22 protein-coding genes and 3 tRNA genes are annotated in these 22,285 nt (G+C 43.6%); 18 read left to right on the forward strand and 7 right to left on the reverse strand.

The genetic code is table 11. From position 1 onward, the window contains the following. Positions 1 to 5 precede the first annotated feature (5 nt). The 5 genes from QUE24_RS01420 to trpC are packed head-to-tail and all read left to right on the forward strand — an operon-like array spanning position 6 to position 4,602. Positions 6 to 674, forward strand: coding sequence for a phosphoglycolate phosphatase (locus tag QUE24_RS01420; RefSeq protein ID WP_286304922.1), 669 nt, complete (start codon positions 6 to 8; stop codon positions 672 to 674). A gap of 9 nt (positions 675 to 683) precedes the next feature. Then, positions 684 to 2,180 (forward strand): anthranilate synthase component I, encoded by a 1,497-nt coding sequence (gene trpE, locus QUE24_RS01425; RefSeq protein WP_286304923.1) that lies wholly within the window; start codon positions 684 to 686, stop codon positions 2,178 to 2,180. Positions 2,181 to 2,195: 15 nt separating this feature from the next. Continuing rightward, the gene (locus tag QUE24_RS01430; RefSeq protein ID WP_286304924.1) at positions 2,196 to 2,774 is read left to right on the forward strand and encodes an anthranilate synthase component II; all 579 of its coding nucleotides are present in this window, start codon (positions 2,196 to 2,198) and stop codon (positions 2,772 to 2,774) included. Between the two features lie 9 nt (positions 2,775 to 2,783). Then, positions 2,784 to 3,797 carry an anthranilate phosphoribosyltransferase gene (gene trpD, locus QUE24_RS01435; protein WP_284722476.1) on the forward strand — a complete coding sequence of 338 codons (1,014 nt, stop codon included), beginning with the start codon at positions 2,784 to 2,786 and terminating at the stop codon, positions 3,795 to 3,797. A gap of 4 nt (positions 3,798 to 3,801) precedes the next feature. Next, entirely contained in the window at positions 3,802 to 4,602 is an 801-nt protein-coding gene (trpC, locus tag QUE24_RS01440) for an indole-3-glycerol phosphate synthase TrpC (RefSeq protein WP_286304925.1), read from the forward strand. Here trpC and crp read toward each other — a convergent pair. Further along, on the reverse strand, positions 4,582 to 5,268 hold the full coding sequence (gene crp, locus QUE24_RS01445) for a cAMP-activated global transcriptional regulator CRP (protein WP_284722474.1): 687 nt from the start codon (positions 5,266 to 5,268) through the stop codon (positions 4,582 to 4,584). The two genes, trpC and crp, sit on opposite strands and share 21 nt — an antisense overlap. Positions 5,269 to 5,384: 116 nt before the next feature. Between crp and QUE24_RS01450 the strand changes: the two genes are divergently transcribed. From QUE24_RS01450 to QUE24_RS01460, 3 genes are read left to right on the forward strand one after another with little or no spacing between them, the layout of a single operon-like run. After that, on the forward strand, positions 5,385 to 5,804 hold the full coding sequence (locus tag QUE24_RS01450; RefSeq protein ID WP_273181719.1) for an OsmC family protein: 420 nt from the start codon (positions 5,385 to 5,387) through the stop codon (positions 5,802 to 5,804). Between the two features lie 59 nt (positions 5,805 to 5,863). After that, positions 5,864 to 6,229, forward strand: coding sequence for a VOC family protein (locus QUE24_RS01455; RefSeq protein WP_286304926.1), 366 nt, complete (start codon positions 5,864 to 5,866; stop codon positions 6,227 to 6,229). A gap of 3 nt (positions 6,230 to 6,232) precedes the next feature. Next, positions 6,233 to 6,514 carry a YcgL domain-containing protein gene (locus tag QUE24_RS01460; RefSeq protein ID WP_284722472.1) on the forward strand — a complete coding sequence of 94 codons (282 nt, stop codon included), beginning with the start codon at positions 6,233 to 6,235 and terminating at the stop codon, positions 6,512 to 6,514. On the opposite strand, the gene mutS is transcribed toward QUE24_RS01460, so the two are convergent. Continuing rightward, positions 6,511 to 9,069, reverse strand: coding sequence for a DNA mismatch repair protein MutS (gene mutS, locus QUE24_RS01465; RefSeq protein ID WP_286304927.1), 2,559 nt, complete (start codon positions 9,067 to 9,069; stop codon positions 6,511 to 6,513). The genes QUE24_RS01460 and mutS overlap by 4 nt on opposite strands. 16 nt (positions 9,070 to 9,085) lie before the next feature. On the opposite strand from mutS, the gene QUE24_RS01470 reads away from it, so the two are divergent. The 9 genes from QUE24_RS01470 to QUE24_RS01510 all read left to right on the forward strand — a co-directional run bounded on the left by QUE24_RS01470 (position 9,086) and on the right by QUE24_RS01510 (position 15,799). Further along, positions 9,086 to 9,586, forward strand: coding sequence for a CinA family protein (locus QUE24_RS01470; RefSeq protein ID WP_286304928.1), 501 nt, complete (start codon positions 9,086 to 9,088; stop codon positions 9,584 to 9,586). Between the two features lie 56 nt (positions 9,587 to 9,642). Next, positions 9,643 to 10,683, forward strand: coding sequence for a recombinase RecA (recA, locus tag QUE24_RS01475; protein WP_284722469.1), 1,041 nt, complete (start codon positions 9,643 to 9,645; stop codon positions 10,681 to 10,683). Then, positions 10,680 to 11,129 carry a regulatory protein RecX gene (locus QUE24_RS01480; RefSeq protein WP_284722468.1) on the forward strand — a complete coding sequence of 150 codons (450 nt, stop codon included), beginning with the start codon at positions 10,680 to 10,682 and terminating at the stop codon, positions 11,127 to 11,129. Before recA ends, QUE24_RS01480 begins: the two co-directional genes overlap by 4 nt. Continuing rightward, positions 11,119 to 13,722 (forward strand): alanine--tRNA ligase, encoded by a 2,604-nt coding sequence (gene alaS / locus QUE24_RS01485; protein ID WP_286304929.1) that lies wholly within the window; start codon positions 11,119 to 11,121, stop codon positions 13,720 to 13,722. Before QUE24_RS01480 ends, alaS begins: the two co-directional genes overlap by 11 nt. 2 nt (positions 13,723 to 13,724) lie before the next feature. Then, positions 13,725 to 14,948 carry an aspartate kinase gene (locus tag QUE24_RS01490; protein WP_284722466.1) on the forward strand — a complete coding sequence of 408 codons (1,224 nt, stop codon included), beginning with the start codon at positions 13,725 to 13,727 and terminating at the stop codon, positions 14,946 to 14,948. Positions 14,949 to 15,190: 242 nt separating this feature from the next. Then, entirely contained in the window at positions 15,191 to 15,376 is a 186-nt protein-coding gene (gene csrA, locus QUE24_RS01495) for a carbon storage regulator CsrA (RefSeq protein ID WP_091711813.1), read from the forward strand. Between the two features lie 56 nt (positions 15,377 to 15,432). Further along, positions 15,433 to 15,522, forward strand: a tRNA-Ser gene (locus tag QUE24_RS01500). A gap of 48 nt (positions 15,523 to 15,570) precedes the next feature. After that, a tRNA-Arg gene (locus QUE24_RS01505) sits at positions 15,571 to 15,647 on the forward strand. A gap of 75 nt (positions 15,648 to 15,722) precedes the next feature. After that, a tRNA-Arg gene (locus tag QUE24_RS01510) sits at positions 15,723 to 15,799 on the forward strand. A gap of 327 nt (positions 15,800 to 16,126) precedes the next feature. Here the strand turns inward: QUE24_RS01510 and QUE24_RS01515 are convergent. The 4 genes from QUE24_RS01515 to QUE24_RS01530 all read right to left on the reverse strand — a co-directional run bounded on the left by QUE24_RS01515 (position 16,127) and on the right by QUE24_RS01530 (position 20,596). After that, entirely contained in the window at positions 16,127 to 16,951 is an 825-nt protein-coding gene (locus QUE24_RS01515; RefSeq protein WP_286304930.1) for a sulfite exporter TauE/SafE family protein, read from the reverse strand. Between the two features lie 81 nt (positions 16,952 to 17,032). Further along, complete coding sequence (locus QUE24_RS01520; RefSeq protein ID WP_286304931.1) at positions 17,033 to 18,061, reverse strand: methionine synthase; 1,029 nt, start codon at positions 18,059 to 18,061, stop codon at positions 17,033 to 17,035. Positions 18,062 to 18,088: 27 nt separating this feature from the next. Beyond that, positions 18,089 to 19,108, reverse strand: a complete 1,020-nt coding sequence (locus QUE24_RS01525; RefSeq protein WP_286304932.1) for a DUF1852 domain-containing protein — start codon at positions 19,106 to 19,108, stop codon at positions 18,089 to 18,091. 579 nt (positions 19,109 to 19,687) lie between these two features. Next, on the reverse strand, positions 19,688 to 20,596 hold the full coding sequence (locus QUE24_RS01530) for a LysR family transcriptional regulator (protein ID WP_286304933.1): 909 nt from the start codon (positions 20,594 to 20,596) through the stop codon (positions 19,688 to 19,690). A 109-nt stretch (positions 20,597 to 20,705) separates the two neighbouring features. On the opposite strand from QUE24_RS01530, the gene QUE24_RS01535 reads away from it, so the two are divergent. Further along, the gene (locus tag QUE24_RS01535) at positions 20,706 to 21,500 is read left to right on the forward strand and encodes a ferredoxin reductase domain-containing protein (RefSeq protein WP_286304934.1); all 795 of its coding nucleotides are present in this window, start codon (positions 20,706 to 20,708) and stop codon (positions 21,498 to 21,500) included. Between the two features lie 108 nt (positions 21,501 to 21,608). On the opposite strand, the gene QUE24_RS01540 is transcribed toward QUE24_RS01535, so the two are convergent. Further along, positions 21,609 to 22,181, reverse strand: coding sequence for a DUF2726 domain-containing protein (locus QUE24_RS01540; RefSeq protein WP_286304935.1), 573 nt, complete (start codon positions 22,179 to 22,181; stop codon positions 21,609 to 21,611). Between the last annotated feature and the right edge of the window lie 104 nt (positions 22,182 to 22,285).

The following is a 22,285-nucleotide window of genomic DNA, read 5'->3' on the forward strand; positions in this document are numbered from 1 at the left end:
GCTCAATGAAGTTAGATTTACCTGAGGTTGTTTTTATTGACCTTGATGGCACGCTGGTTGACAGCGTGCCAGATCTAACTTGTGCAACCAATCACATGCTCAGCAGTCTAGGATTGGCAAAAGCAAGCGAAACTGACGTCAGAAGTTGGATAGGTAATGGCATTCCCCGACTTATTGAACGAGCACTAACAGGCGAAATGCAACAAAAAGCAGAAACAGCATTACTGCAAAAAGCATTGCCTCTATTCTTAGATTATTATCAGCAGTTCCCCTGTGAAAGCAGTCAGGTTTACCCAGATGTGTTCACAGGACTGTCCTGGCTTAAAAAGAAGCAGATTAAACTAGCTTGTGTCACTAACAAGGATGAAACGTTTACTCTGCCTTTGCTTGAAAAGCTTGGTCTGAAAGATTATTTTGACCTTGTGGTGAGTGGTGATACAACGCCACATAAAAAACCACATCCGGCACCATTACTGTATGGTGTTGATTACTTTCGGATTACCTCCGAAAAGGCATTAATGATCGGCGATTCCGTCAATGACGTAAAAGCAGCTAGAGCTGCTGGACTTGCCATTATATGCGTGAGCTACGGTTACAATCACGGTCAGCCAATTTCTGCAGCTGCCCCCAATACCGTAATAGATACTTTTGCAGAGCTGGAAAGCTTATTTTAGAAAGAAGCAATGAAACAGTCAGAATTTGATCAACTTGCCACAGAAGGCTACAACCGCATCCCCTTATCAAGGGAAGTTTTAGCAGACTTAGATACACCATTAAGTGCTTATCTCAAATTGGCTGATGCGCCCTATTCCTACCTGTTTGAATCTGTTCAGGGTGGTGAAAAATGGGGTCGTTACTCGATGATTGGCTTACCTTGCCACACAATTGTTCGCGTTCATAATAAAGACATTGTGGTGGAACTGGATGGACAAGTTGTTGAAACAGCACAAGCCGACGATCCTCTGGCATGGATAGAACAATTCCAGACACGCTATCGTGTTGCAGAAATCGATTCATTACCAAAATTTAATGGTGGTCTTGTCGGTTATTTTGGCTATGACACTGTACGTTATGTTGAATCACGACTGGGTAATGCACCGGACTCTGACCCGCTCGAATGTCCTGATATCCTCTTAATGGTGTCAGACGAGTTAGTCGTGTTTGACAATCTAAGTGGTCGATTACATTTGATTGTTCACGCAGACCCAAATACAGAAAATGCCTACCGTCAGGCACAACAACGTCTGGACGAGTTAACACAAACGTTGCGTCAGACAGCGATGGACTTCCATCAGAATAAAGCCCATAAACAAGTCAATGAAGAAGACTTTCAGTCTGGCTTTACTGAGAAAGGCTTTACTGATGCTGTCGAAAAGGCAAAACAATACATTAATGACGGCGATATCATGCAAGTGGTGTTGTCTCAGCGCCTGACCATTCCTTACAGTGCGCCTCCGATTGATTTGTACCGAGCCTTAAGAACCCTTAACCCTTCACCTTATATGTACTACCTGAATCTTGGTGAGTTTTTTGTGGTGGGTTCATCACCTGAGATTTTGGTTCGCATGGAAGATCAGGAAGTCACTGTTCGTCCGATTGCCGGCACCCGTCCTCGTGGTAAAAACGAAGAAGAAGACATTGCCTTAGAGCAGGATTTATTATCAGATCCTAAAGAGCTTGCTGAGCACTTGATGTTGATTGACCTCGGTCGTAATGATGTTGGCCGAGTCAGTAAAACCGGTACCGTTGAACTCACCGATAAAATGGTCATTGAGCGCTATTCTCATGTCATGCACATTGTGTCTAATGTTACCGGTCAAGTGGTAGACAATATGTCAGCCATTGACGCTTTAAGAGCGACCTTCCCCGCTGGCACAGTGAGTGGTGCTCCTAAAGTGCGTGCCATGGAAATTATTGACGAATTAGAACCGGTCAAACGCGGCGTTTATGCTGGTGCAGTTGGCTATTTATCTTGGTCTGGCAATATGGATACGGCCATAGCCATACGCACAGCAGTTATAAAAAATGATCTGCTGCATATCCAGGCGGGTGCCGGTATTGTTTATGACTCCGTGCCGGAAATGGAATGGAAAGAAACGATGAATAAGGCCCGCGCGATCTTTCGTGCTGTTGCCATGGCGGAAGCAGGATTGGAAGCCAATCCTCATGCAGAAAGCTAACCTAGGACTAGATACATGCTGTTAATGATTGATAATTATGACTCTTTTACCTATAACCTGGTGCAATATTTTGCTGAGCTCGGGGAAGACGTCGCCGTTCATCGTAACGATAAAATTACCATTGCAGACATTGAAGCAATGAACCCTGACAAAATTGTTCTATCACCCGGTCCATGTACACCAAATGAAGCTGGTATATCCATGGAAGTTATCAAGCATTTCGCCGGAAAAAAACCGATGCTAGGTGTCTGCTTGGGTCATCAAGCCATTGGACAGGTGTTTGGTGGTGAAGTGATTCATGCCAGCCAAATAATGCATGGGAAAACGTCTAAGGTGTATCACAACAATACGAGTGTATTTAGAGGCCTGAATAACCCTTTAGAAGCCACACGTTATCACTCCTTGGTTGTGAGCAAATATAACTTGCCGGATTGTTTCAATATTACCGCCTGGACCCAAACGGAAGATGGTGAGCTGGATGAAATCATGGGCATTGAACATAAAACACTGCCAATAGAAGGTGTGCAATTTCATCCAGAATCCATTCTGACCGAACAAGGTCACGAATTACTGAATAACTTTCTGCAAAGATAAGGGCCTTTCATGGATATACAGGCAGCGATCAAGCAGCTCATCCTGCGCCAAGATTTTAGCCACGACCAAATGACTGACGTCATGAATCAAATCATGACCGGTAATGCCACACCAGCACAAATTGGTGGTTTTTTAATTGGTCTGCAAATGAAAGGTGAAACGGTCACAGAAATTGCAGCAGCGGCCGAAGTGATGCGAAGTCTGGCGACCCCTGTTCACATCAAGGGCAAACATGTTGTTGATACCTGCGGTACCGGTGGTGACGGTGCCAGTACCTTTAATGTTTCTACAGCCAGTGCCTTTGTTGCCGCAGCAGCGGGTTGTCAGGTGGCCAAACATGGAAACCGTTCCATCAGTAGTAGTTCGGGTAGTGCCGATGTGCTTGAAGCCGCTGGCGTTAACTTAGAGCTTAGTCCGGAACAGGTAAAACACTGTATCGAAACAGTAGGTGTCGGTTTTATGTTTGCTCAAAAACATCATGGCGCCATGAAACATGCGATTGGACCGCGTCGTGAGATGGGTGTCAGAACTATCTTTAACCTACTTGGCCCGCTCACCAACCCTGCTCAAGCCGCTCATCAGGTCTTAGGTGTATTTGATAAAAAATGGGTAAAACCGATGGCTGAAGTGTTACAAAAACTCGGCAGCCAACATGTTTTAGTGGTTCATGCTGAAGATGGTCTCGATGAAATCAGTATCGGTGCAGAAACTCATGTCGCTGAGCTCAAAGAGGGTAAAGTGACTACCTACACGATTAAACCGGAAGATTTTGGTCTTCAGCAGAATACGATTGAAACCTTAACGGTCAGCAATGCACAGGATAGCCTATCGCTGATCAAAGAAGTCTTCGACGGCAAACCTGGTCCTGCGCGTGATATTGTTGTGTTAAATGCTGGTGCAGCAATTTATGCAGCTGATATCACTGTTTCACTCGCAGAAGGTATTGCTATGGCGGCAGAGCTTATCGACTCAGGTGCCGCTACTCAAAAATTAAATGCCCTTATTGTTACAAGCCGAACTTAATACTATGTCTGAAAATACACCTGATATTTTACTCAATATCCTACAACGCAAACAGCAGGAAGTCGCTGAACGCTCAGCTAAAATTCCGTTAGCTATCATGCAGCAATTAGCTGAACAAGCTAATCCTGTTCGCGGTTTTGTTGAGTCTATCAGCAAAAAAATGCTTAATAACGAACCCGCTGTGATTGCAGAAATCAAAAAAGCCTCGCCCAGCAAAGGTTTAATCAGAGAAAACTTTATTCCCAAAGACATTGCTGTTAGTTATGAAAAAGGCGGTGCGGCTTGTTTATCTGTTTTAACTGATCGTGATTTTTTTCAGGGGCATGAAGTTTTTTTACAAGAAGCCCGTAATGCTTGCTCTCTGCCAGTGATTCGAAAAGACTTTATCATTGATCCTTATCAGGTATTTGAAGCAAGAGCGATAAGTGCTGACTGTATTCTGTTAATTGTCGCGGCTTTGGATGATAACCAATTAGAAAACTTAAGTCAGCTGGCGATTCAGTTGGGTATGGATGTGTTGGTCGAGGTTCATGATCTAGAAGAGCTGGAACGCGCTTTGGTATTAAACTTACCTTTAATTGGTATCAACAACCGCGATCTTCGAAGCTTTGACACGTCACTCGACACCACCCTGTCATTATTGCAACGCATTCCTCAAGGTCATATCGTGATTACCGAAAGCGGCATTCATACTCGTGATGACGTCAAATTAATGCGTGACAATAAGGTCAATGGTTTCTTGGTAGGTGAAGCCTTTATGCGGGCAGATGATCCCGGTACGGAATTAGCCAAGCTTTTTTACTAAAGGTTTTTTATGACGATGTTCTTCATCATAGATGATCATCGTCTTTCCTTTTGCCCATAACAGGCCATTGTCTTGTAACTCTTTTAGTACACGGCCAACCATTTCTCGAGAACACCCGACCATACGGCTAATTTCCTGGCGTGTGACCTTGATTTGCATGCCATCAGGATGACGCATTGCATCTGGTTGTGCCGCTAATTCATGTAAAGCCGCCTCGACTCTACCTGCCACATCAAGAAATGCCATATCGGTGGCTTTACGAGTCGTTGATAACAAACGTTTCGCTAATTGTTCTGCAATGGTAAATAACAGTGTTGGGTAACACTCTTTTAACTGAGTCTTTGAGAGATTCATGATTTGTTGATACGAAATCTCTTCGGTTCGGACATCCGTTCTGGCACGGACAGTGACCATACGCTCACCGACATCGGAAAACATACCAATTTCACCAATAAAATCACCCTGGTTCAGATAAGCGACGATGAGCTCCTCGCCTTCTTCGTTCTCCATACAAACACTGACAGAGCCTTCACGGATGTAATAAAGCGTGTGAGGAGGATCACCAGGACGAACAATGATATTTTTCGCCGGATAGGTTTTTGTGTGACAGCAGCGAAAAAACTCTGCTAATCCTTGCTCAATGGCCTTGTGTCTATGATAGTCCATCTATTTATCCAAAATGGGTGAGCGGGCAATAATACAGCATAAACGGGTATAATCCCTTAGCGATTTGATAAATATGTCAAATTTAAAGTGACTTATCAACTTTAGGAAACATTTAAATGAAAGCACGAGTGAAATGGGTCGAAGATGTTTTATTCCTCGGCGAGTCAGGAACAGGTCATACCGTAGTGATGGATGGCCCGGAAGAAGCAGGCGGACATGGCACCGGCATGCGTCCGATGGAGTTATTACTGATGGGTATGGCTGGGTGTACAGCCTTTGATGTCATCGAAATATTGAAGAAGTCTCAACAAGATATTCGCGACTGTGTTATTGAGGCGAATGGCGAAAGAAGCGAAGAAGCGCCAAAGGTTTACACTAATATTCATATTCACTACAAAATCACCGGTAAAAACGTAAAGGCGAATTTTGTTGAGCGTGCCATCAAAATGTCGACAGAGAAATATTGCTCAGCCACCATTATGTTGGCAAAGACAGCAACGGTGACGCATGATTACGAAATCATTGAAGTCGAGTAATAAAGAAAAGAGTAACAGATGTCTGAAAAAAACGAGTACGGCCAGGCAAAACCGGTGGCATGCGACATGTCGCCCTCTTTGTTGATGATTTGGCTGCATGTGAACATTTCTATACGGAATTACTTGGGATGGAAGTCGAGTGGCGGCCGGATGAACAGAATGTCTATCTGACTTCAGGTAATGACAACCTTGCCCTACATCAGGCAGCTGAACCTGCTGCACCAGCCCATCAACAAAAATTGGATCATATTGGTTTTATTATTCCAGCCATAGAAGAAGTTGACGACTGGTTCGAGTTCTTAACAGCACATGATGTGAGCATTCGAAACCCACCGCGTACTCACAGAGATGGTGCCAGAAGTTTTTACTGTTACGACCCTAGTGGTACTGTAGTCCAAATTATTTATCATCCACCTATCTCATAGATAATGAAAACGTATATTTATAAAAGTCTAAAAAAAGAAGAGTTATATCTTTACATCAGCAAGAAAGATGATTTTTCAGAAGTCCCACAGGCGCTCTATGACTCAATGGGAAAAGAGCCACAGTTCGTTATGGAGCTTGAGTTGTCACCCGAAAAACCACTCGCCCGTGAAGATGTCATCACCGTGATGAAGAATCTGGAAACGCAGGGATATCATGTTCAAATGCCTCCCCGTCCAGAAAAACTCGGCGACTTTATGAATCAGAAAAAACAGCACCTTCACTAGTGCCTGAGTAATTGGCTAAGCTCATACAAGATATCTAATGCTTGTTTTGGGCTTAGTTCATCGGGGTTTATTTGCTCTAGTCGTTTCTCAAGCGGCGAAGATTCTGCTTCTTGGGTAAATAAGTCTTGTTGTGGCTGCGCGTTTGTCGTGTCGACTGAGTAGTGGGTCTGTTCCAGTTGCTTTAATTTGGTTTTGGCGGCTTTAATTACATCAGCAGGCACACCAGCAAGCTGAGCTACCTGAAGACCATAGCTTTGACTGGCGGCCCCTTCTTTCAACTGATGAAGAAAGACAATCTTGTCACCATGTTCGATAGCATCCAGATGCACATTCCTGGCTTGCTCAAATAACTCGGGTAGTTGTGTCATCTCGAAGTAATGTGTCGCAAATAAGGTATAAGCGCCGATATCACGAATCAGTTTTTCAGCACATGACCACGCTAAAGCTAGACCATCAAAGGTACTGGTTCCACGGCCAATTTCATCCATTAAAACCAGGCTATGGCGTGTAGCGTTGTTCAGGATAGTCGCCGCTTCATTCATTTCCACCATGAAGGTCGAACGACCTGAAGCTAGGTCATCTGATGCCCCGATACGGGTAAAGACTTGATCCACGGGCCCGATAATCGCTTTACTCGCCGGCACATAACTGCCCATATGTGCCATTAGGACGATCAATGCTGTCTGACGCATATAGGTCGACTTACCCCCCATATTGGGACCGGTAATAATTAATGTGGACTGCTCAGCGGTTAATTTCAGATCATTAGCGCAAAAAGCTTGGTTTTGACACACTTCCACAACCGGGTGTCGACCTGCTTCAATATGGATTCCAGCATCATTCACAAACTCAGGGGCGACATAATCCAATGTCTCGGCCCGCTCAGCAAGATTGGCAAGCACATCCAGCTCAGCTAATGACATAGAACATTCTGATAAGGCCATTAATTCTGGGGCCACTTTATCGAACAATTCATCGTAAAGCGCCTTTTCTAAAGCTAATGCTTTTTCGTTCGCACTGAGAACCTGTTCTTCGAAGCGTTTCAGTTCAGGTGTGATGTACCGCTCAGCGTTTTTTAATGTCTGACGCCGAACATATTCATCAGGCAATGTAATATCGTGAGCACGACTAAGTTCGATAAAATAGCCATGCACTTTGTTATAGCCTACTTTGAGCGTATTAACGCCTGTTCTATGGCGTTCTTGTTGTTCAAGTTGATCTAAAAAGCCACTGGCATTTTTATGCAGATCGCGTAAACGATCCAGCTCCTCGTTATAACCTGCTTTAATAACCCCACCATCTCTGATGAGAACCGGCGGTTCATCGATAATCGCTTGTTGTAATAGCAGAAGTAATTCACTGAACGTGCCTAACTGTCGATCCAGTTGTCGCAGATGGGTACTTTGCTTCGATTTTAATAACTGATGTAATTCAGGCAGCGTTTCTAAAAGACGTCGAATATGCATAAAATCACGAGGTCTGGCTGTGCGAAGCGCCATCCGTGACAAAATACGTTCAATATCTCCCAACGACTTCATCAAATCATGACAGTCGTTGAAACTGTTGTGTTCCAAAAACTCCTGAATCACACCTTGTCTATCGACTAATGTTTTGTGATCACGTATTGGACGCATTAACCAGCGTCTCAACATACGTGCGCCCATCGGTGTCGCGGTCCTGTCAAGTACCGAAATAAGGCTATTTTCAATGCCTCCTGCCAGGTTACGTTCAAGTTCAAGATTTTTTCGTGATTGTGGATCCAGTCGAATGCTGTCTTTCGAATACTCAACACTAAGTTGGCGCAAATGAGGCAACGCTGTTCTATGTGTTTCTTGTGCGTAGTTCACTAAACATCCGGCAGCGCGAATAGCAATATCCAGTCCCTCACAGCCAAAACCTTTTAGATCAGTTGTATTGAATTGTTCACATAATCGAGTTTTGGCTGCCTTTAATTCAAAATGCCACTCCGGTAGCTTGCGCAGTTGTTTTTCAAACGCCTCAAACCCCGCCAGTAATGTTTCACTTAATAAAATTTCTGCGGGTTGTAACCTGGCTAATTCCGCTTTTAACAATTCAGCATTATCTAGTTCACTGATAATAAACCGCCCGCTGCTAATCTCAGCATAAGCTAATCCATATCGCCCTTTTTCTTCACAAATAGCGAGCAGGAGATTTTCATTGCGGCTATCCAGCAGTGCTTCTTCCGTCAATGTACCTGGCGTCAGAACTCTGACAACTTGTCGCTCAACAGGACCTTTACTCGTTGCCGGATCACCTATTTGCTCACAAATAGCAACAGACTCACCCAGCTTAATAAGCCTTGATAAATAATTATCTGCCGCATGGTAAGGCACCCCCGCCATAGGAATCGATGCACCGTTACTGCTGCCACGGGCCGTTAATGTGATATCAAGCAGTTCGGCGGCTTTATGAGCATCGTCAAAAAAGAGCTCATAAAAATCGCCCATACGATAAAACAGCAAAAATTCCGGATGTTCGGCTTTGATGCGCAGATACTGCTGCATCATTGGAGTATGATTTTGAATTTGAGTCATTTTTATAGTTTATATCATGCAAAATATTTCTGACGCATCACTGCAAGCAAAAATCATTCAAGTCGCTGAAACTTTAAATAAAAAGCATTTAATGTTGGCGACAGCAGAATCATGTACTGGTGGCTGGGTGGCGAAATGTTGCACTGATCTTGCCGGTAGTTCGAGCTGGTTTGAACGAGGTTTCGTCACCTACAGTAACCAGGCTAAACACGAGCAACTCGGCGTCAAGTTAGCTTCACTCGATCAATATGGCGCTGTCAGTCAGTTAGTAGCCGAGGAAATGGCGATAGGTACACTTCGCCATTCGAAAGCCGATATTAGCGTGTCATTAACCGGTATTGCCGGCCCCGGTGGCGGTACAGAAAACAAACCTGTTGGTACAGTATGGATAGCGTGGGCATCTCAAAGAGATAAAGTCAGCAGTCAGCTTTTTCAATTCGATGGGGATAGAGAAAGTGTCAGACGACAAGCCGTGTTAGCGGCCTTATCCGGAATCATTAAAAACGCTAGAGACTGACTGCTATCTATGGGATAATCGAAGGATTTATTAAAAACAGCTTCAGAGGTAGTGCAATGGATGACGATAAGAAAAAAGCGCTAGGCGCCGCGCTTGGTCAAATTGAGAAGCAATTTGGTAAAGGCTCTGTTATGCGTCTGGGTGATAATGTCGCAGCTCGTGACGTGTCAGCCGTATCTTCTGGCTCAATTGGGCTAGACGTTGCACTTGGTATAGGTGGTCTTCCTCGTGGTCGTGTTATTGAAATTTACGGACCAGAATCTTCAGGTAAAACTACATTGACGTTGCATGCTATCGCTGAGATGCAAAAAACAGGTGGTACAGCCGCGTTTGTGGATGCTGAACATGCTCTTGATCCTGTTTACGCTGAAAAATTAGGTGTCAATATTGATGACCTGCTGGTTTCTCAGCCTGACACAGGTGAACAAGCCTTAGAAATCACCGATATGCTGGTTCGTTCCGGTGCTGTGGATATCGTAGTGGTAGACTCCGTTGCCGCATTGACGCCAAAAGCGGAAATCGAAGGTGATATGGGTGACAGTCACATGGGGCTTCAGGCTCGTTTAATGTCACAAGCATTACGTAAGCTGACCGCTAACATTAAACGCTCCAATACGCTGGTTATCTTCATCAACCAGATTCGTATGAAAATTGGTGTCATGTTTGGTAACCCTGAAACCACAACAGGTGGTAACGCGCTTAAATTCTATGCCTCTGTACGTTTGGATATCAGACGTATTGGTGCAATCAAAAAAGGTGATGAGATTCTGGGTAACGAAACCCGTGTCAAAGTCGTCAAAAATAAAGTCGCTCCGCCCTTCAAACAGGTTGAATTCGACATCATGTATGGTGAAGGTATTTCACGTGAAGGTGAATTGATTGATTTAGGCGTTCAACAGAATATTGTCGAAAAATCAGGCGCTTGGTATAGCTACAACGGAACACGTATCGGTCAGGGTAAAGATAATGTGCGTGGCTATCTTAAAGAAAACCCAGAAATGTCGGCTGAAATTGAAAGCAAAATACGTGAAACCATGTTGCCTAAAAAGACAGCCAAAAAAGATGATAGCGCTGTTGAGGACGACGTCGAGGCGTGAAGCAATCAGCCAGTGCACGAGCCGTAAGCTATTTAGCCAACCGCGAACATAGTGCTCATGAATTGGCACAAAAGCTCAACAAAGCAGGTTTTGATGCAGAAGAAGTTGAGAAAGTTATTCAACAACTAAAAGAAACAAATCTGCAAAGTGATGTTCGATTTGCTGAAAGCTTTATCCGTTCGAGAGCAAATCGAGGTTATGGTGCGGTTCGCATCAACATGGAATTAAAAGATCGGGGTGTGGCTGCCGACATCATCACCGAATGCATGACCGCGGCAGAAATAGATTGGTTTACGCTTGCCTCAGAAGTACGTTGTAAGCGTTTTGGCGAGGAAATACCTGATGATTATAAAAGCCGAGCAAAACAGCAAAGGTTTTTACAGTATCGGGGATTTACTCATGAACAGATAACGGAAAGTTTTAATTTAACCGACGATGAAAAGTAGCGCAGATATTCGCAAGTTGTTTCTCGACTTTTTCGCAAGTAAAGGTCATGAAGTCGTAGCAAGTAGTCCTCTTGTCCCTGCTAATGACCCCACTCTTCTATTCACCAATGCAGGTATGGTGCAATTTAAGGAAACCTTCTTAGGTCAAGAGACGCGTAAGTACACGCGTGCTGTCACGTCACAGCGATGTGTGCGTGCCGGCGGTAAACACAATGACTTGGAAAATGTCGGTTACACCGCTCGCCACCATACGTTCTTTGAAATGCTGGGTAACTTCAGCTTTGGTGATTACTTCAAGCGTGAAGCTATTCAATATGCATGGGAGTTTCTAACAGAAACACTTGGGCTGCCTGCTGAAAAATTGTGGATCACCGTTTTCGAGGAAGATGATGAAGCGGCTGATATCTGGTTAAAAGAAATTGGTGTTTCAGCAGAACGTTTTTCCCGTATTGGCGCAAAAGATAATTTCTGGTCAATGGGTGATACAGGTCCATGTGGCCCATGCTCGGAAATATTCTATGACCACGGTGAAGATGTTGCCGGTGGTCCGCCTGGCACACCAGAAGAAGATGGCGATCGTTATATCGAAATCTGGAATCTGGTCTTCATGCAGTTCAACCGTTCAGCTGATGGTACCTTGACACCGTTGCCAAAACCTTCTGTTGATACGGGCATGGGGCTTGAACGTCTGGCAGCCGTGCTACAACACGTTCATAACAACTACGAAATTGATCTATTCCAACATCTGATCCAAGCGATTCAAAAACTGTCTGGTACAGAAGATCACACTAACTTCTCACTACGCGTTATCGCCGATCATATTCGCTCATGTTCATTCATGGTCACCGATGGTGTTTATCCATCGAATGAAGGCCGTGGTTATGTCTTGCGTCGTATTATCCGTCGCGCGATTCGTCATGGTCATAAGCTCGGACTCAAAGACAACTTTTTCTACAAGCTGGTGCAACCTCTTGTTGATGAAATGGGCGAAGCATTTCCTGAACTTGCCCAATCGCAGGAGCTTGTTGAAAAAGCACTTCAACAAGAAGAAACACGCTTTGCTGACACGCTGGATAATGGGTTAAAAATTCTGGACCAAGCCATTGAAGACATGGGTGATAAAGAGATTCCAGGTGAAACTGTTTTCTTACTCTATGATACATACGGCTTCCCTATCGATCTGACTGCAGATATTGCTCGCGAACGCGGCCTGACAATTGATATCGCTGGTTTTGAACGTGCCATGGAAGCACAACGTAGTCGTGCCCGTAGTGCGAGCCAGTTCTCAGGTGGTTTATCAGACCAAATTACTATTGATAGTAGTACAGAATTTTGTGGTTATGACCTCACTCAACATGACAGCACCATCCTGGCAATCATCGTCAATGGCGAACATGTTGATAGCATTTCTGAAGGTCAAGAAGGGTTAATCGTATTAGACAAGACCCCTTTTTATGCTGAGTCTGGTGGTCAGGTAGGCGATCACGGTGACATCAACGCAGATAACGCGAGCTTCACGGTTACCGATACGCGTAAACAATCTCAAGCATTCACACATATCGGTCGATGTGAACATGGCCGTTTCCAAGTTGGTCAACATGTCACCGCACAGATTGATGAAAATAACCGTCTGGCGACAGCATTAAATCACTCAGCGACGCATTTATTACATGCGGCTTTACGTAAAGTTCTTGGCGAGCATGTGATGCAGAAAGGTTCATTAGTCAATCCACAACGTTTGCGCTTTGACTTTTCACACTTTGAGCCTGTGACACGAGCTCAGCTACGTGAAATCGAACATTTAGTAAACCAACAAATTCGCCTCAACCACCCTGTTGAAACTCGTTTAATGGCCATAGAAGAAGCGAAGAAAAGCGGCGCAATGGCTTTGTTTGGCGAGAAATACGATGACGAAGTCCGCGTATTGAGCATGAGCGATTTCTCAATCGAACTCTGTGGTGGTACCCACGTTAAACAAACCGGTGACATCGGTATGCTCAAAATTATTTCTGAAGCGGGTATTGCATCGGGTGTGCGTCGTATTGAAGCCGTCACCGGTGAAAAAGCGATTGATTACATAGAGCAAATGGAATCAACCCTCACTGATGTATCTGAGTTACTAAAAGCTAAACCTGCCAATGTACAAGACAAAGCCTCACAGCTGGTACAAAGACAACGTGAGTTAGAAAAAGAACTGGACGTATTAAAAGCCAAATTAGCCAGCAGTGCAGGCAATGATTTAGCAGATTCTGCTACCGACATTAACGGTATCAAAGTATTGGCTTCCACGTTGGAAGGCGCTGATGGTAAATCACTTCGAGACACCGTCGATCAGCTCAAAAATAAGCTTGGCACGGCTGCTATTGTACTCACCGCTGTTCAGGATGAAAAAATTACAATTATTGCTGGCGTTACTAAGGATATTACCGATAAAATCCGCGCCGGAGATCTGGTTGGTCATATAGCTAGTCAGGTTGGTGGTAAAGGTGGCGGTCGTCCTGATATGGCTCAAGGCGGCGGTAATGAACCTCAGAACCTGGCAGCAGCTCTAGCTTCTGTACCAGACTGGGTGACTTCGAAGTTGGAAAACTAAGCATGTCTTTAATTGTTCAAAAATATGGTGGCACATCTGTTGGCTCCGCTGAACGTATCCGCGAAGTAGCCAAAAAGATCATTGATTATCGTAATCAAGGTCATGATTTAGTCGTTGTGGTTTCAGCGATGAGTGGCGAAACAAATCGTTTAATCGATTTAGCCAAACAACTAAGCGATAACCCGCGTGGCCGTGAGTTAGATGTGCTTTTATCAACAGGTGAGCAAGTTACCATTGCACTGCTCAGTTTGACACTTGCTCAAATGGGTATGCCCGCTGTTTCTTATACAGGCAGTCAAGTCCGCATCCTGACTGATAATGCACATAACAAAGCACGGATTATGGAGATTGACGACAAGAATATTCGTCAGGATCTCAATCAGGGCAAAGTGGTGGTGGTTGCAGGATTTCAAGGGTGTGATGAGAATGGTAACATCACCACTCTTGGTCGCGGTGGTAGTGACACAACGGCTGTTGCATTAGCAGCTGCACTAAAAGCGGATGAATGCCAGATATACACCGATGTCGATGGCGTCTATACCACTGATCCCAGAGTTGTTTCTGAAGCACGTCGCCTAGACTCTATTACTTTCGAAGAAATGCTGGAAATGGCCAGCTTAGGTGCAAAAGTTTTGCAAATACGCTCTGTCGAATTTGCGAGTAAATATAACGTCCCATTACGTGTCCTTTCCTCATTTACTGAAGGTGGTGGCACATTAATCGCGGCTGAGGACCCATCAATGGAACAAGCTTTAATTTCAGGTATTGCATTTAATCGTGATGAAGCCAAACTGACTATTCTTGGTGTACCTGATCACCCTGGCATTGCTTCACAAATTCTCGGCCCTATCGCAGCTGAGAACATTGAAGTCGATATGATCATTCAAAATACCGGTCATGACTCGACAACAGACTTTACATTTACTGTTCATCGCAATGACTATCAAGCAGCATTAACTATCTTACAAAGAACGGCTGAGGAGCTGGGTGCTAGAGAAGTTAATGGTAACGAAAAAATTGCCAAAATCTCTGTTGTCGGTGTAGGCATGCGCTCGCACGCAGGTATTGCCAGCACAATGTTCGGTTCACTAGCAAAAGAAAACATCAATATCAGTATGATATCCACTTCAGAAATCAAAATCTCTGTAGTTATTGATGAGAAATACCTGGAGCTGGGTGTCAGAACATTACACAAGGCATTTAATCTAGAACAAGCACCTGCTTAAAAGCTAAATGCTTGAGTCTCGTCATGTTTTTGAGATGATTTTATCGCTTAGATGTTCTGTTCCTGATAAAATATTATCTGAACAATGGATAAAAAAGTTTTTTTTATAGTCCATGAATAAAGAGGCGAGAAGACCTCTACATAAATGAATAGGACAAAGGCACGAGGCCTGATCAATCGAAAGGAGTCATCATAATTCTCCTGATACCTCGGCCTAATTTTTGAGAGTAAGGGGAAAAAAACATGTTAATACTCACACGTCGTGTTGGCGAATCACTCATCATCGGTGACGATGTTGTTGTAAACGTACTTGGTGTTAAAGGTAATCAGGTAAGAATTGGTGTAGACGCTCCTAAAGACGTCACCGTACACCGTGAAGAAATCTACGATCGCATTCAGGCTGAAAAAGATCAGCCAAATGTGAGTTAAATTTACAATTATCACTAGCCAAATCGTTATCATCTGATATACTAGGCGGCTTTGATGGAGAGCTGGCCGAGTGGCTGAAGGCGCGCCCCTGCTAAGGGCGTATAGGTTTACCCCTATCGAGGGTTCGAATCCCTCGCTCTCCGCCATAAATTTATTGAAGGCATCTTTGTATGCTTGTATAATAAGCGGCTTTAGCGCCCGTAGCTCAGCTGGATAGAGTACCTGGCTACGAACCAGGCGGTCGCACGTTCGAATCGTGCCGGGCGCGCCATTTAAGTACATAATCAAGCAGTCACCGAGAAATCGGGACTGCTTTTTTATTTCAATAAACGATCACAGATAGATAGCGCCCGTAGCTCAGCTGGATAGAGTACCTGGCTACGAACCAGGCGGTCGCACGTTCGAATCGTGCCGGGCGCGCCATCTGTCTTTGTCGTTAAACCTCTACCCCTTCTCCCTGCCTCTCCTAATATAAGCTAGTTAAAAATAGACTCACTAAGCTGATTAACGCGACTTTTATTTTCCAGTTAAGCAATCAACGTCTGCCATATTTCTCAATTGATACTTTCTTACAGCATCCGTTTTGTCATCCAATTAAGAAGATACGGAAAAATTGTTGGCTGCTCTCATTCTTATATAAATAAGAGCCTATTTATACTGATATGACGCGTTCAGTAAATCGTTGCAGATATTAGGGGCCGAAAGGATGCTTCCTAATATGTACTCATCTTAAAAGCTACTGTCAGCTGTTTACATAAATACTTGAACTAACATACGTAGCCCGGTTATCAACAATATAACTGCAAACACTTTCTTGAGATTTCGAGCATTTAATTTGACTGCCAGGGTAGCGCCAACCGGAGCAAATAATACCGTCAGCGGCACAATACATACAAAGCCGATGATATTCACCAGACCAAATGTACCTGCAGGGGCATCTAATGGTGTGCTCCCGATAAACAACATGGTAAGAGCGCCAGGTAAGGAGATAATTAAACCTATGGCTGCCGCAGTACCAACGGCCTTGTGTGCGGGATAGTTATATAAAGTCAGTAATGGCACGGAGAGTGTGCCTCCGCCGATACCCACCATAGAGCTAAAAAAGCCAATAGCCGAGCCCATCACTGATTGCCCCAGCTTGGCGGGTAATTGCTGAAATAAGGCAGATTTATTTGTCCTTATCAACATATTCAATGCTGATAAGGTCGCAATAATGCCGAATAATGCTGTCAGCCACACTCCATCAACACGTGTCACCAACCAACTTCCTATTAAAACACCAACAAGAATAAACACGGCCCAGCGCTTTAAAAGAGCGAAATCGACATTACCTTTCTTACTGTGTGAATAAATCGAGCTGAGTGATGTTGGCACAATTGTGGCCAAGGATGTGGCTGTTGCAATGACCATGGCAGAATCTGGCGAGACGCCAAAGCCTTGAAACAGAAAAAACAGCACGGGCACAATGACAATGCCGCCCCCTACTCCCAGTAATCCTGCCAGCACGCCAGCAAATATGCCAGTCGCCATCAGGGCCAAAAATGTGGTGATATTTGTTGTTATGAATTCAAGCACACTCGTTTACTTCTCTATGCGATAAAACACTCGTAATCACACCACGAGACTGGTATGGCCTCATGGGTTTTACATTTACGTTTAAGGCGACAGTTCATTTCTGATGATGTCTGCTCCAGCACTCAATGCCTTCAGCTTGCCAAGCGCCAAGTCACGTGGCAAAGGAGCCATACCACAGTTCGTACAAGGGTAAAGGTTTTCGGCATCCACAAATTGAAGTGCTTGTCGCAGGGTATTCGCCACCTCATCTGCCGTCTCTATGCTGCTGCTCGCCACATCGATGGCACCCACCATAATCTTCTTACCTCGAATCAGTTCGATGAGCTCCATCGGCACATGTGAGTTGTGACATTCCAGAGAAATCATATCAAGACTGGACTGTTGTAGCTTGGGAAAGATGGATTCATATTGTCGCCATTCTGAACCTAATGTTTTTTTCCAATCAGTGTTGGCTTTGATGCCGTAGCCATAACAAATATGAACAGCTGTTTCACAAGTGAGTCCTTCTACAGCTCTTTCCAGGGTTGCCATTCCCCAATCATTCACCTCATCAAAAAACACGTTAAAAGCCGGCTCATCAAACTGAATAATATCGACTCCGGCCGCTTCGAGTTCTTTTGCTTCTTGATTCAAAATTTTGGCAAATTCCCAGGCCAGCTTTTCACGACTTTTGTAATGACCATCGTATAAAGTATCAATCATGGTCATAGGACCAGGCAGCGCCCATTTAATTGGCTGATCTGTTTGTTCACGCAGAAATCTGGCATCTTCGACAAAAACAGGTTTTTGTCGGCTTACCGCTCCCACAACCGTTGGAACACTGGCATCATAACGATCACGGATCTTGACTGTTTCACGCTTATCGAAGTCGACCCCATCAAGATGTTCAATAAATGTGGTCACAAAGTGTTGGCGTGATTGTTCACCATCACTGACGATATCAATACCAGCACGTTGTTGTTCGTGTAGTGACAGTTTTAAAGCATCGTGTTTACCATGGGCTAATGCATCACCTTCTAATTTCCAAGGAGACCAGAGCTTTTCAGGTTCTGCCAGCCAAGATGGTTTCGGCAAACTACCAGCTGTTGATGTGGGTAATAGTTTTTTCATAATCATAATTTCTATATTGTAAGTAGACTAGGAAGCGTAATTCTCAAACCATTTCTGCAGCACGGCCTGATATGGTTTGATGAAATGCTCTTCTGCAAATTTGCCTTGTTTAACAGCTAACTGACTGCGTTCTTCTCGGTCATACACAATTTGTGTAATTGAGTGATCAGCATGTCTCAGATTAGGCTTGTAGAGATTACCCGCCACGGCATTGGCGTTATAAATCTCTGGTCGGTAGATTTTCTGAAATGTTTCCATGGTGCTGATCGTGCCGATAAGCTCAAGGTTGGTGTAATCCGTGAGTAAGTCGCCAAAAAAGTAGAATGCCAATGGCGCCACACTATTTGGAGGCATAAAGTAGCGAACTTTAAAGCCCATTTTTTCGAAATATTGTTCTGTGAGAGACGGTTCATTAGCGTTGTACTCGACTCCTAGGATGGGGTGCTGATTTTCAGTGCGCTCGTAGGTTTTATTATCAGACACGCTCAGGCAAATCACTGGCGGTTTATTAAAATTCGCTTTGTAAGTATCTGAGCACACAAAATCTTTAAACAACTTGCCATGAAGCTCACCAAATCTATCCGGAATGGTGAATTGAGACCGTCCTTTATTATGTTCCAGCAGTAACACACTAAAATCATAATCTCGTACATAGGATGAAAAATTATTACCGATGATGCCATCGATAAGCTTGTTTGTTTTTTTATCAACGATATAGGTCTTCAACATTTCAATAGATGGAAAGTGTTGACCATTGCCTTCAATATCAATGTCGACCGAAATGATTTCAAGCTCGACAGCATAACGTTCCCCTTTAGGGTTATCCCAATTCGCTAAGGCATTGAAACGACTGTCTACCATTCTTAAAGCATTACGCAAATTCTCCCGGCGTCTCTCTCCTCTCGCTAAATTAGCGAAGTTGGTCGTGATCCGTGTGTTATCAGAAGGCTGATAATTCTCGTCGAAACGAATGCGCTTAATCGTATACTCAAAGTCTGTATTCATCGTGATTCGTGTCCTGTTAAATGCAATATCATCTTGATTCATTTCACTCGCTGCTCACTGTTTATGCCTAATAGTTGCTTCCAGCTTCAATTAGGTCTTACAAAATCACTTGTGCTTTCAGCGGTGAGAGAAGTTATACAGGGACTTACACATGAATAAAATTGATATTATTTCATATATCGATTAATTAAATTCATGACTTAGATAAACAGAACTGATTATCGAGGGTTTATGGATAAAACACAGACCGCAAATGTTGCCGACCAGACATGACATTTATTCTCTCAATTCCATCCATCTGAGTGGAAAACGAATCTAAAGCGCACGTATGAAAGGACAATGTTGTGGACAGTCAGATGGTGGAGACACTAAATAGCGTGCTGAGATAATAAGCCTGCGGCTGTCACGAGGAAGAAAAATCACTATTACAGCCAATAGAGAAGCCAGACTTTTCGATGAGGCTATGACGTTTATTTACCCGTGCTGTTGAGCGTGACAATTTGTGTCTCAATGACAGTCAACCCTGATAGTCTCTCTGTCACCATCAACTTCATAGCATCTATATCAGCAATACAATAAAAGCTGATTATCAACCGGTTTTGACTGGACGCTGTGTCAACCTCAGTGGTTTATCGAGCCCATAGGATGATTATAACTACGCGCTAGCTCTATAAACGCTTTGAGGTAGGCAATATCCTCATCACTATCACGCGTGCCCAAATAGATTTGCTTAGCTATACCAACTTTACTCAAACGCACCACAGCAAGCGGCAGTTTAAGACAGTATTCTTCTGCTAACCAGCGAGGCAAGGCAGCCACACCGCGTCCAGATGCCACCATTTGCAGCATAATTTCAGTTGTCTCACTGGTTTTATGCTGTTTAGGAACGACCTCTGCCGGGTTAAGAAAATGTGTATAAATATCGAGTCTATTCGTGGCTACCGGATAGGTCAGTAATACCTCATCAGATAAATCTTCTGCCCGAGCATAATCGCGCTCTGCTAATGCATGCTGCCGAGGTACAACAAGCACTTGCTCATAATCAAAAACAGGAGTGAAACTCAGCCCTTTTTTATATAAGGGATCGGGCGTGACTAATAGATCGATTTCATAATCAAGCAGCGCCCCCACTCCACCAAATTGAAATTTCTGTTTCACATCCACATCAACATCTGGCCAGGAATCTAAAAATGGAGAAACCACTTTTAACAACCATTGATAACATGGATGGCACTCCATCCCAATTCTTAAGGTTCCACGCTCGCCATGAGCAATCTGCTTAAGCTTATCTTCTGCGTAATTAAGTAAAGGCAGCACTCTGTTAGCAATATGGAGTAAATAACGACCTGCTTGTGTTAAACGCAGGCTTCGTCCTTCTCGTAACCAGATTTCAGTACCCAGGTTATCTTCCAGTTTTCGCATGGTATGACTGAGCGCTGATTGTGTGACACATAAAGCTTTAGCGGCTGATGTAAGCGAGCCATGTTCTTCAACAGCATGCACAATTTTTAGATGGGTACGTTCGATCATAAGCTTCATGAGTAAAATTAATTGGTATGTGAAAATATACCATTTTTATTCATTGTTTAAGTCATTTAGACTATGGATATGATTAAACATGTACTGATGGATTTATTGAATGAATGATGCTGCCAATACTCGGACCTATCCGGTCGTTGAGTACTTTTGCCAAGTTAAAAAGCTAAATGCATTAACGGCAACAACCTTTGAGATAGAATTAGAAGCGCCTGAAGGGGCTGAGTTAGAGTACGCAGCAGGTCAGCACTTAGCATTGGAATTAGACGTGAATGATGACGGTACACCACAATCACTGTCTTACACGATTGCAAACAATATTGATTCCTCTCGTCCACGCCGCTTACAACTTTTTATTCAGAATGGCAGTGAGTTCGCCAATAAGATCTTAAAAACACTGTCATCCTTGTATGAGAATAATGAGAGATTGAAGGTCACTTTAGCAATGGGAAACGCATACCTGCAAACAGATCTAGCATTACCTCATCTATTAATTGCAGCAGGCTCAGGCATTGCTAAAGTTAAATCAATTACCGAAGAAATCATTAAACAACAGCCTGATGCAAACGTGCATATCTATTGGTCCAATAGACAAGCGAATGAATTTTACCTGCTGGATACGTTTGAGCATTGGTCCAATCAGTATAGAAACCTAAGCTTCACACCAGTATTAGAGGTGACTGATCCAGACTGGCCGGTTCGCTTTGGTTATCTTTATCAAGTGATTCAGGAAGACTTTGACAAGCTGAATGATGTTCAAGCTTATCTCTGTGGTTCGCCGCAAATGGTCTATGGCACAATCGATAGACTTGAACCGAAAGGATTGAAAGAAACAAATTGTTATTCCGACGTTTTTGAATATATGCCAAGAGATAAGTTTACGTCGGCTAAAGGTTAAGATTAACAAGCCATGAGGGCTTGTTTTGCGTGAATTATTGACGATTAGCCGTTTGCCCTTTGGCTAAAGAAAATCCTGTTTAGCCACTTAACGAACATCGGGATGAAATTAGTTATCAGGGTTGATAAGAATTTTTATATCATCAGCTTTGATGGCAGATGACTCATGGATAGCAAACTCGGGATGAATGGCTTTTTTGACTTTGTCTGCAATCAGTTGTGGCTCAGCATTTTCTTCAGGAGAAAAGTGTAATAAAGGTATTTTGGCTGCCCTCAAGGCATTATCGATAAAGGCATTGTACTGCTTATCAGGCTGAGCATCAGAGCTATTATTCAGTTTAATTGCACATAAAATCTCTGACGTCTCTGCATCACTGAGAACAAAATCCACATACATCAACTGAATATATTGGCTTGCTTTTTGGCTGGCTGACTTAGATTTGGTGTGTTTCAACGTCAATAAATCAGAGAGACGGACTTTAGAAGCAATGTCATATTGCTCATTTACAGCAAGCTGAAGTTTGTGTTTAAACGCTCTCTCTGTGGGCGTATACAAAGATGGGCGCTTCAGATAGGGATAAACCTTCATTTTTTCTATCTGTTTATTATCCTTCTTCATCAGCGAAAGAAGCAAAACGGCAACTAATATAACAACAAACAGTGAAATGAAAACAAATGACATTGAGATATCCCAGTTGAAAATCAGATCTTAGAATATGTTGTCATCGCTCAGCAATAGATAAAAGCCTCAACACAGAATGAGCCAGTAAGAATTCGTTTTATAAC

Source organism: Methylophaga marina (genome assembly GCF_030296755.1).
Lineage (GTDB): Bacteria > Pseudomonadota > Gammaproteobacteria > Nitrosococcales > Methylophagaceae > Methylophaga > Methylophaga marina.

Bases quoted from the DNA above. Each gene is read 5' to 3' on its own strand.
- QUE24_RS01420 (WP_286304922.1), top strand. From the start codon at position 6: ATGAAGTTAGATTTACCTGAGGTTGTTTTTATTGACCTTGATGGCACG.
- trpE (WP_286304923.1), top strand. From the start codon at position 684: ATGAAACAGTCAGAATTTGATCAACTTGCCACAGAAGGCTACAACCGC.
- QUE24_RS01430 (WP_286304924.1), top strand. From the start codon at position 2,196: ATGCTGTTAATGATTGATAATTATGACTCTTTTACCTATAACCTGGTG.
- trpD (WP_284722476.1), top strand. From the start codon at position 2,784: ATGGATATACAGGCAGCGATCAAGCAGCTCATCCTGCGCCAAGATTTT.
- trpC (WP_286304925.1), top strand. From the start codon at position 3,802: ATGTCTGAAAATACACCTGATATTTTACTCAATATCCTACAACGCAAA.
- crp (WP_284722474.1), bottom strand. From the start codon at position 5,268: ATGGACTATCATAGACACAAGGCCATTGAGCAAGGATTAGCAGAGTTT.
- QUE24_RS01450 (WP_273181719.1), top strand. From the start codon at position 5,385: ATGAAAGCACGAGTGAAATGGGTCGAAGATGTTTTATTCCTCGGCGAG.
- QUE24_RS01455 (WP_286304926.1), top strand. From the start codon at position 5,864: ATGCGACATGTCGCCCTCTTTGTTGATGATTTGGCTGCATGTGAACAT.
- QUE24_RS01460 (WP_284722472.1), top strand. From the start codon at position 6,233: ATGAAAACGTATATTTATAAAAGTCTAAAAAAAGAAGAGTTATATCTT.
- mutS (WP_286304927.1), bottom strand. From the start codon at position 9,069: ATGACTCAAATTCAAAATCATACTCCAATGATGCAGCAGTATCTGCGC.
- QUE24_RS01470 (WP_286304928.1), top strand. From the start codon at position 9,086: ATGCAAAATATTTCTGACGCATCACTGCAAGCAAAAATCATTCAAGTC.
- recA (WP_284722469.1), top strand. From the start codon at position 9,643: ATGGATGACGATAAGAAAAAAGCGCTAGGCGCCGCGCTTGGTCAAATT.
- alaS (WP_286304929.1), top strand. From the start codon at position 11,119: ATGAAAAGTAGCGCAGATATTCGCAAGTTGTTTCTCGACTTTTTCGCA.
- QUE24_RS01490 (WP_284722466.1), top strand. From the start codon at position 13,725: ATGTCTTTAATTGTTCAAAAATATGGTGGCACATCTGTTGGCTCCGCT.
- csrA (WP_091711813.1), top strand. From the start codon at position 15,191: ATGTTAATACTCACACGTCGTGTTGGCGAATCACTCATCATCGGTGAC.
- QUE24_RS01520 (WP_286304931.1), bottom strand. From the start codon at position 18,061: ATGAAAAAACTATTACCCACATCAACAGCTGGTAGTTTGCCGAAACCA.
- QUE24_RS01525 (WP_286304932.1), bottom strand. From the start codon at position 19,108: ATGAATCAAGATGATATTGCATTTAACAGGACACGAATCACGATGAAT.
- QUE24_RS01530 (WP_286304933.1), bottom strand. From the start codon at position 20,596: ATGATCGAACGTACCCATCTAAAAATTGTGCATGCTGTTGAAGAACAT.
- QUE24_RS01535 (WP_286304934.1), top strand. From the start codon at position 20,706: ATGAATGATGCTGCCAATACTCGGACCTATCCGGTCGTTGAGTACTTT.
- QUE24_RS01540 (WP_286304935.1), bottom strand. From the start codon at position 22,181: ATGTCATTTGTTTTCATTTCACTGTTTGTTGTTATATTAGTTGCCGTT.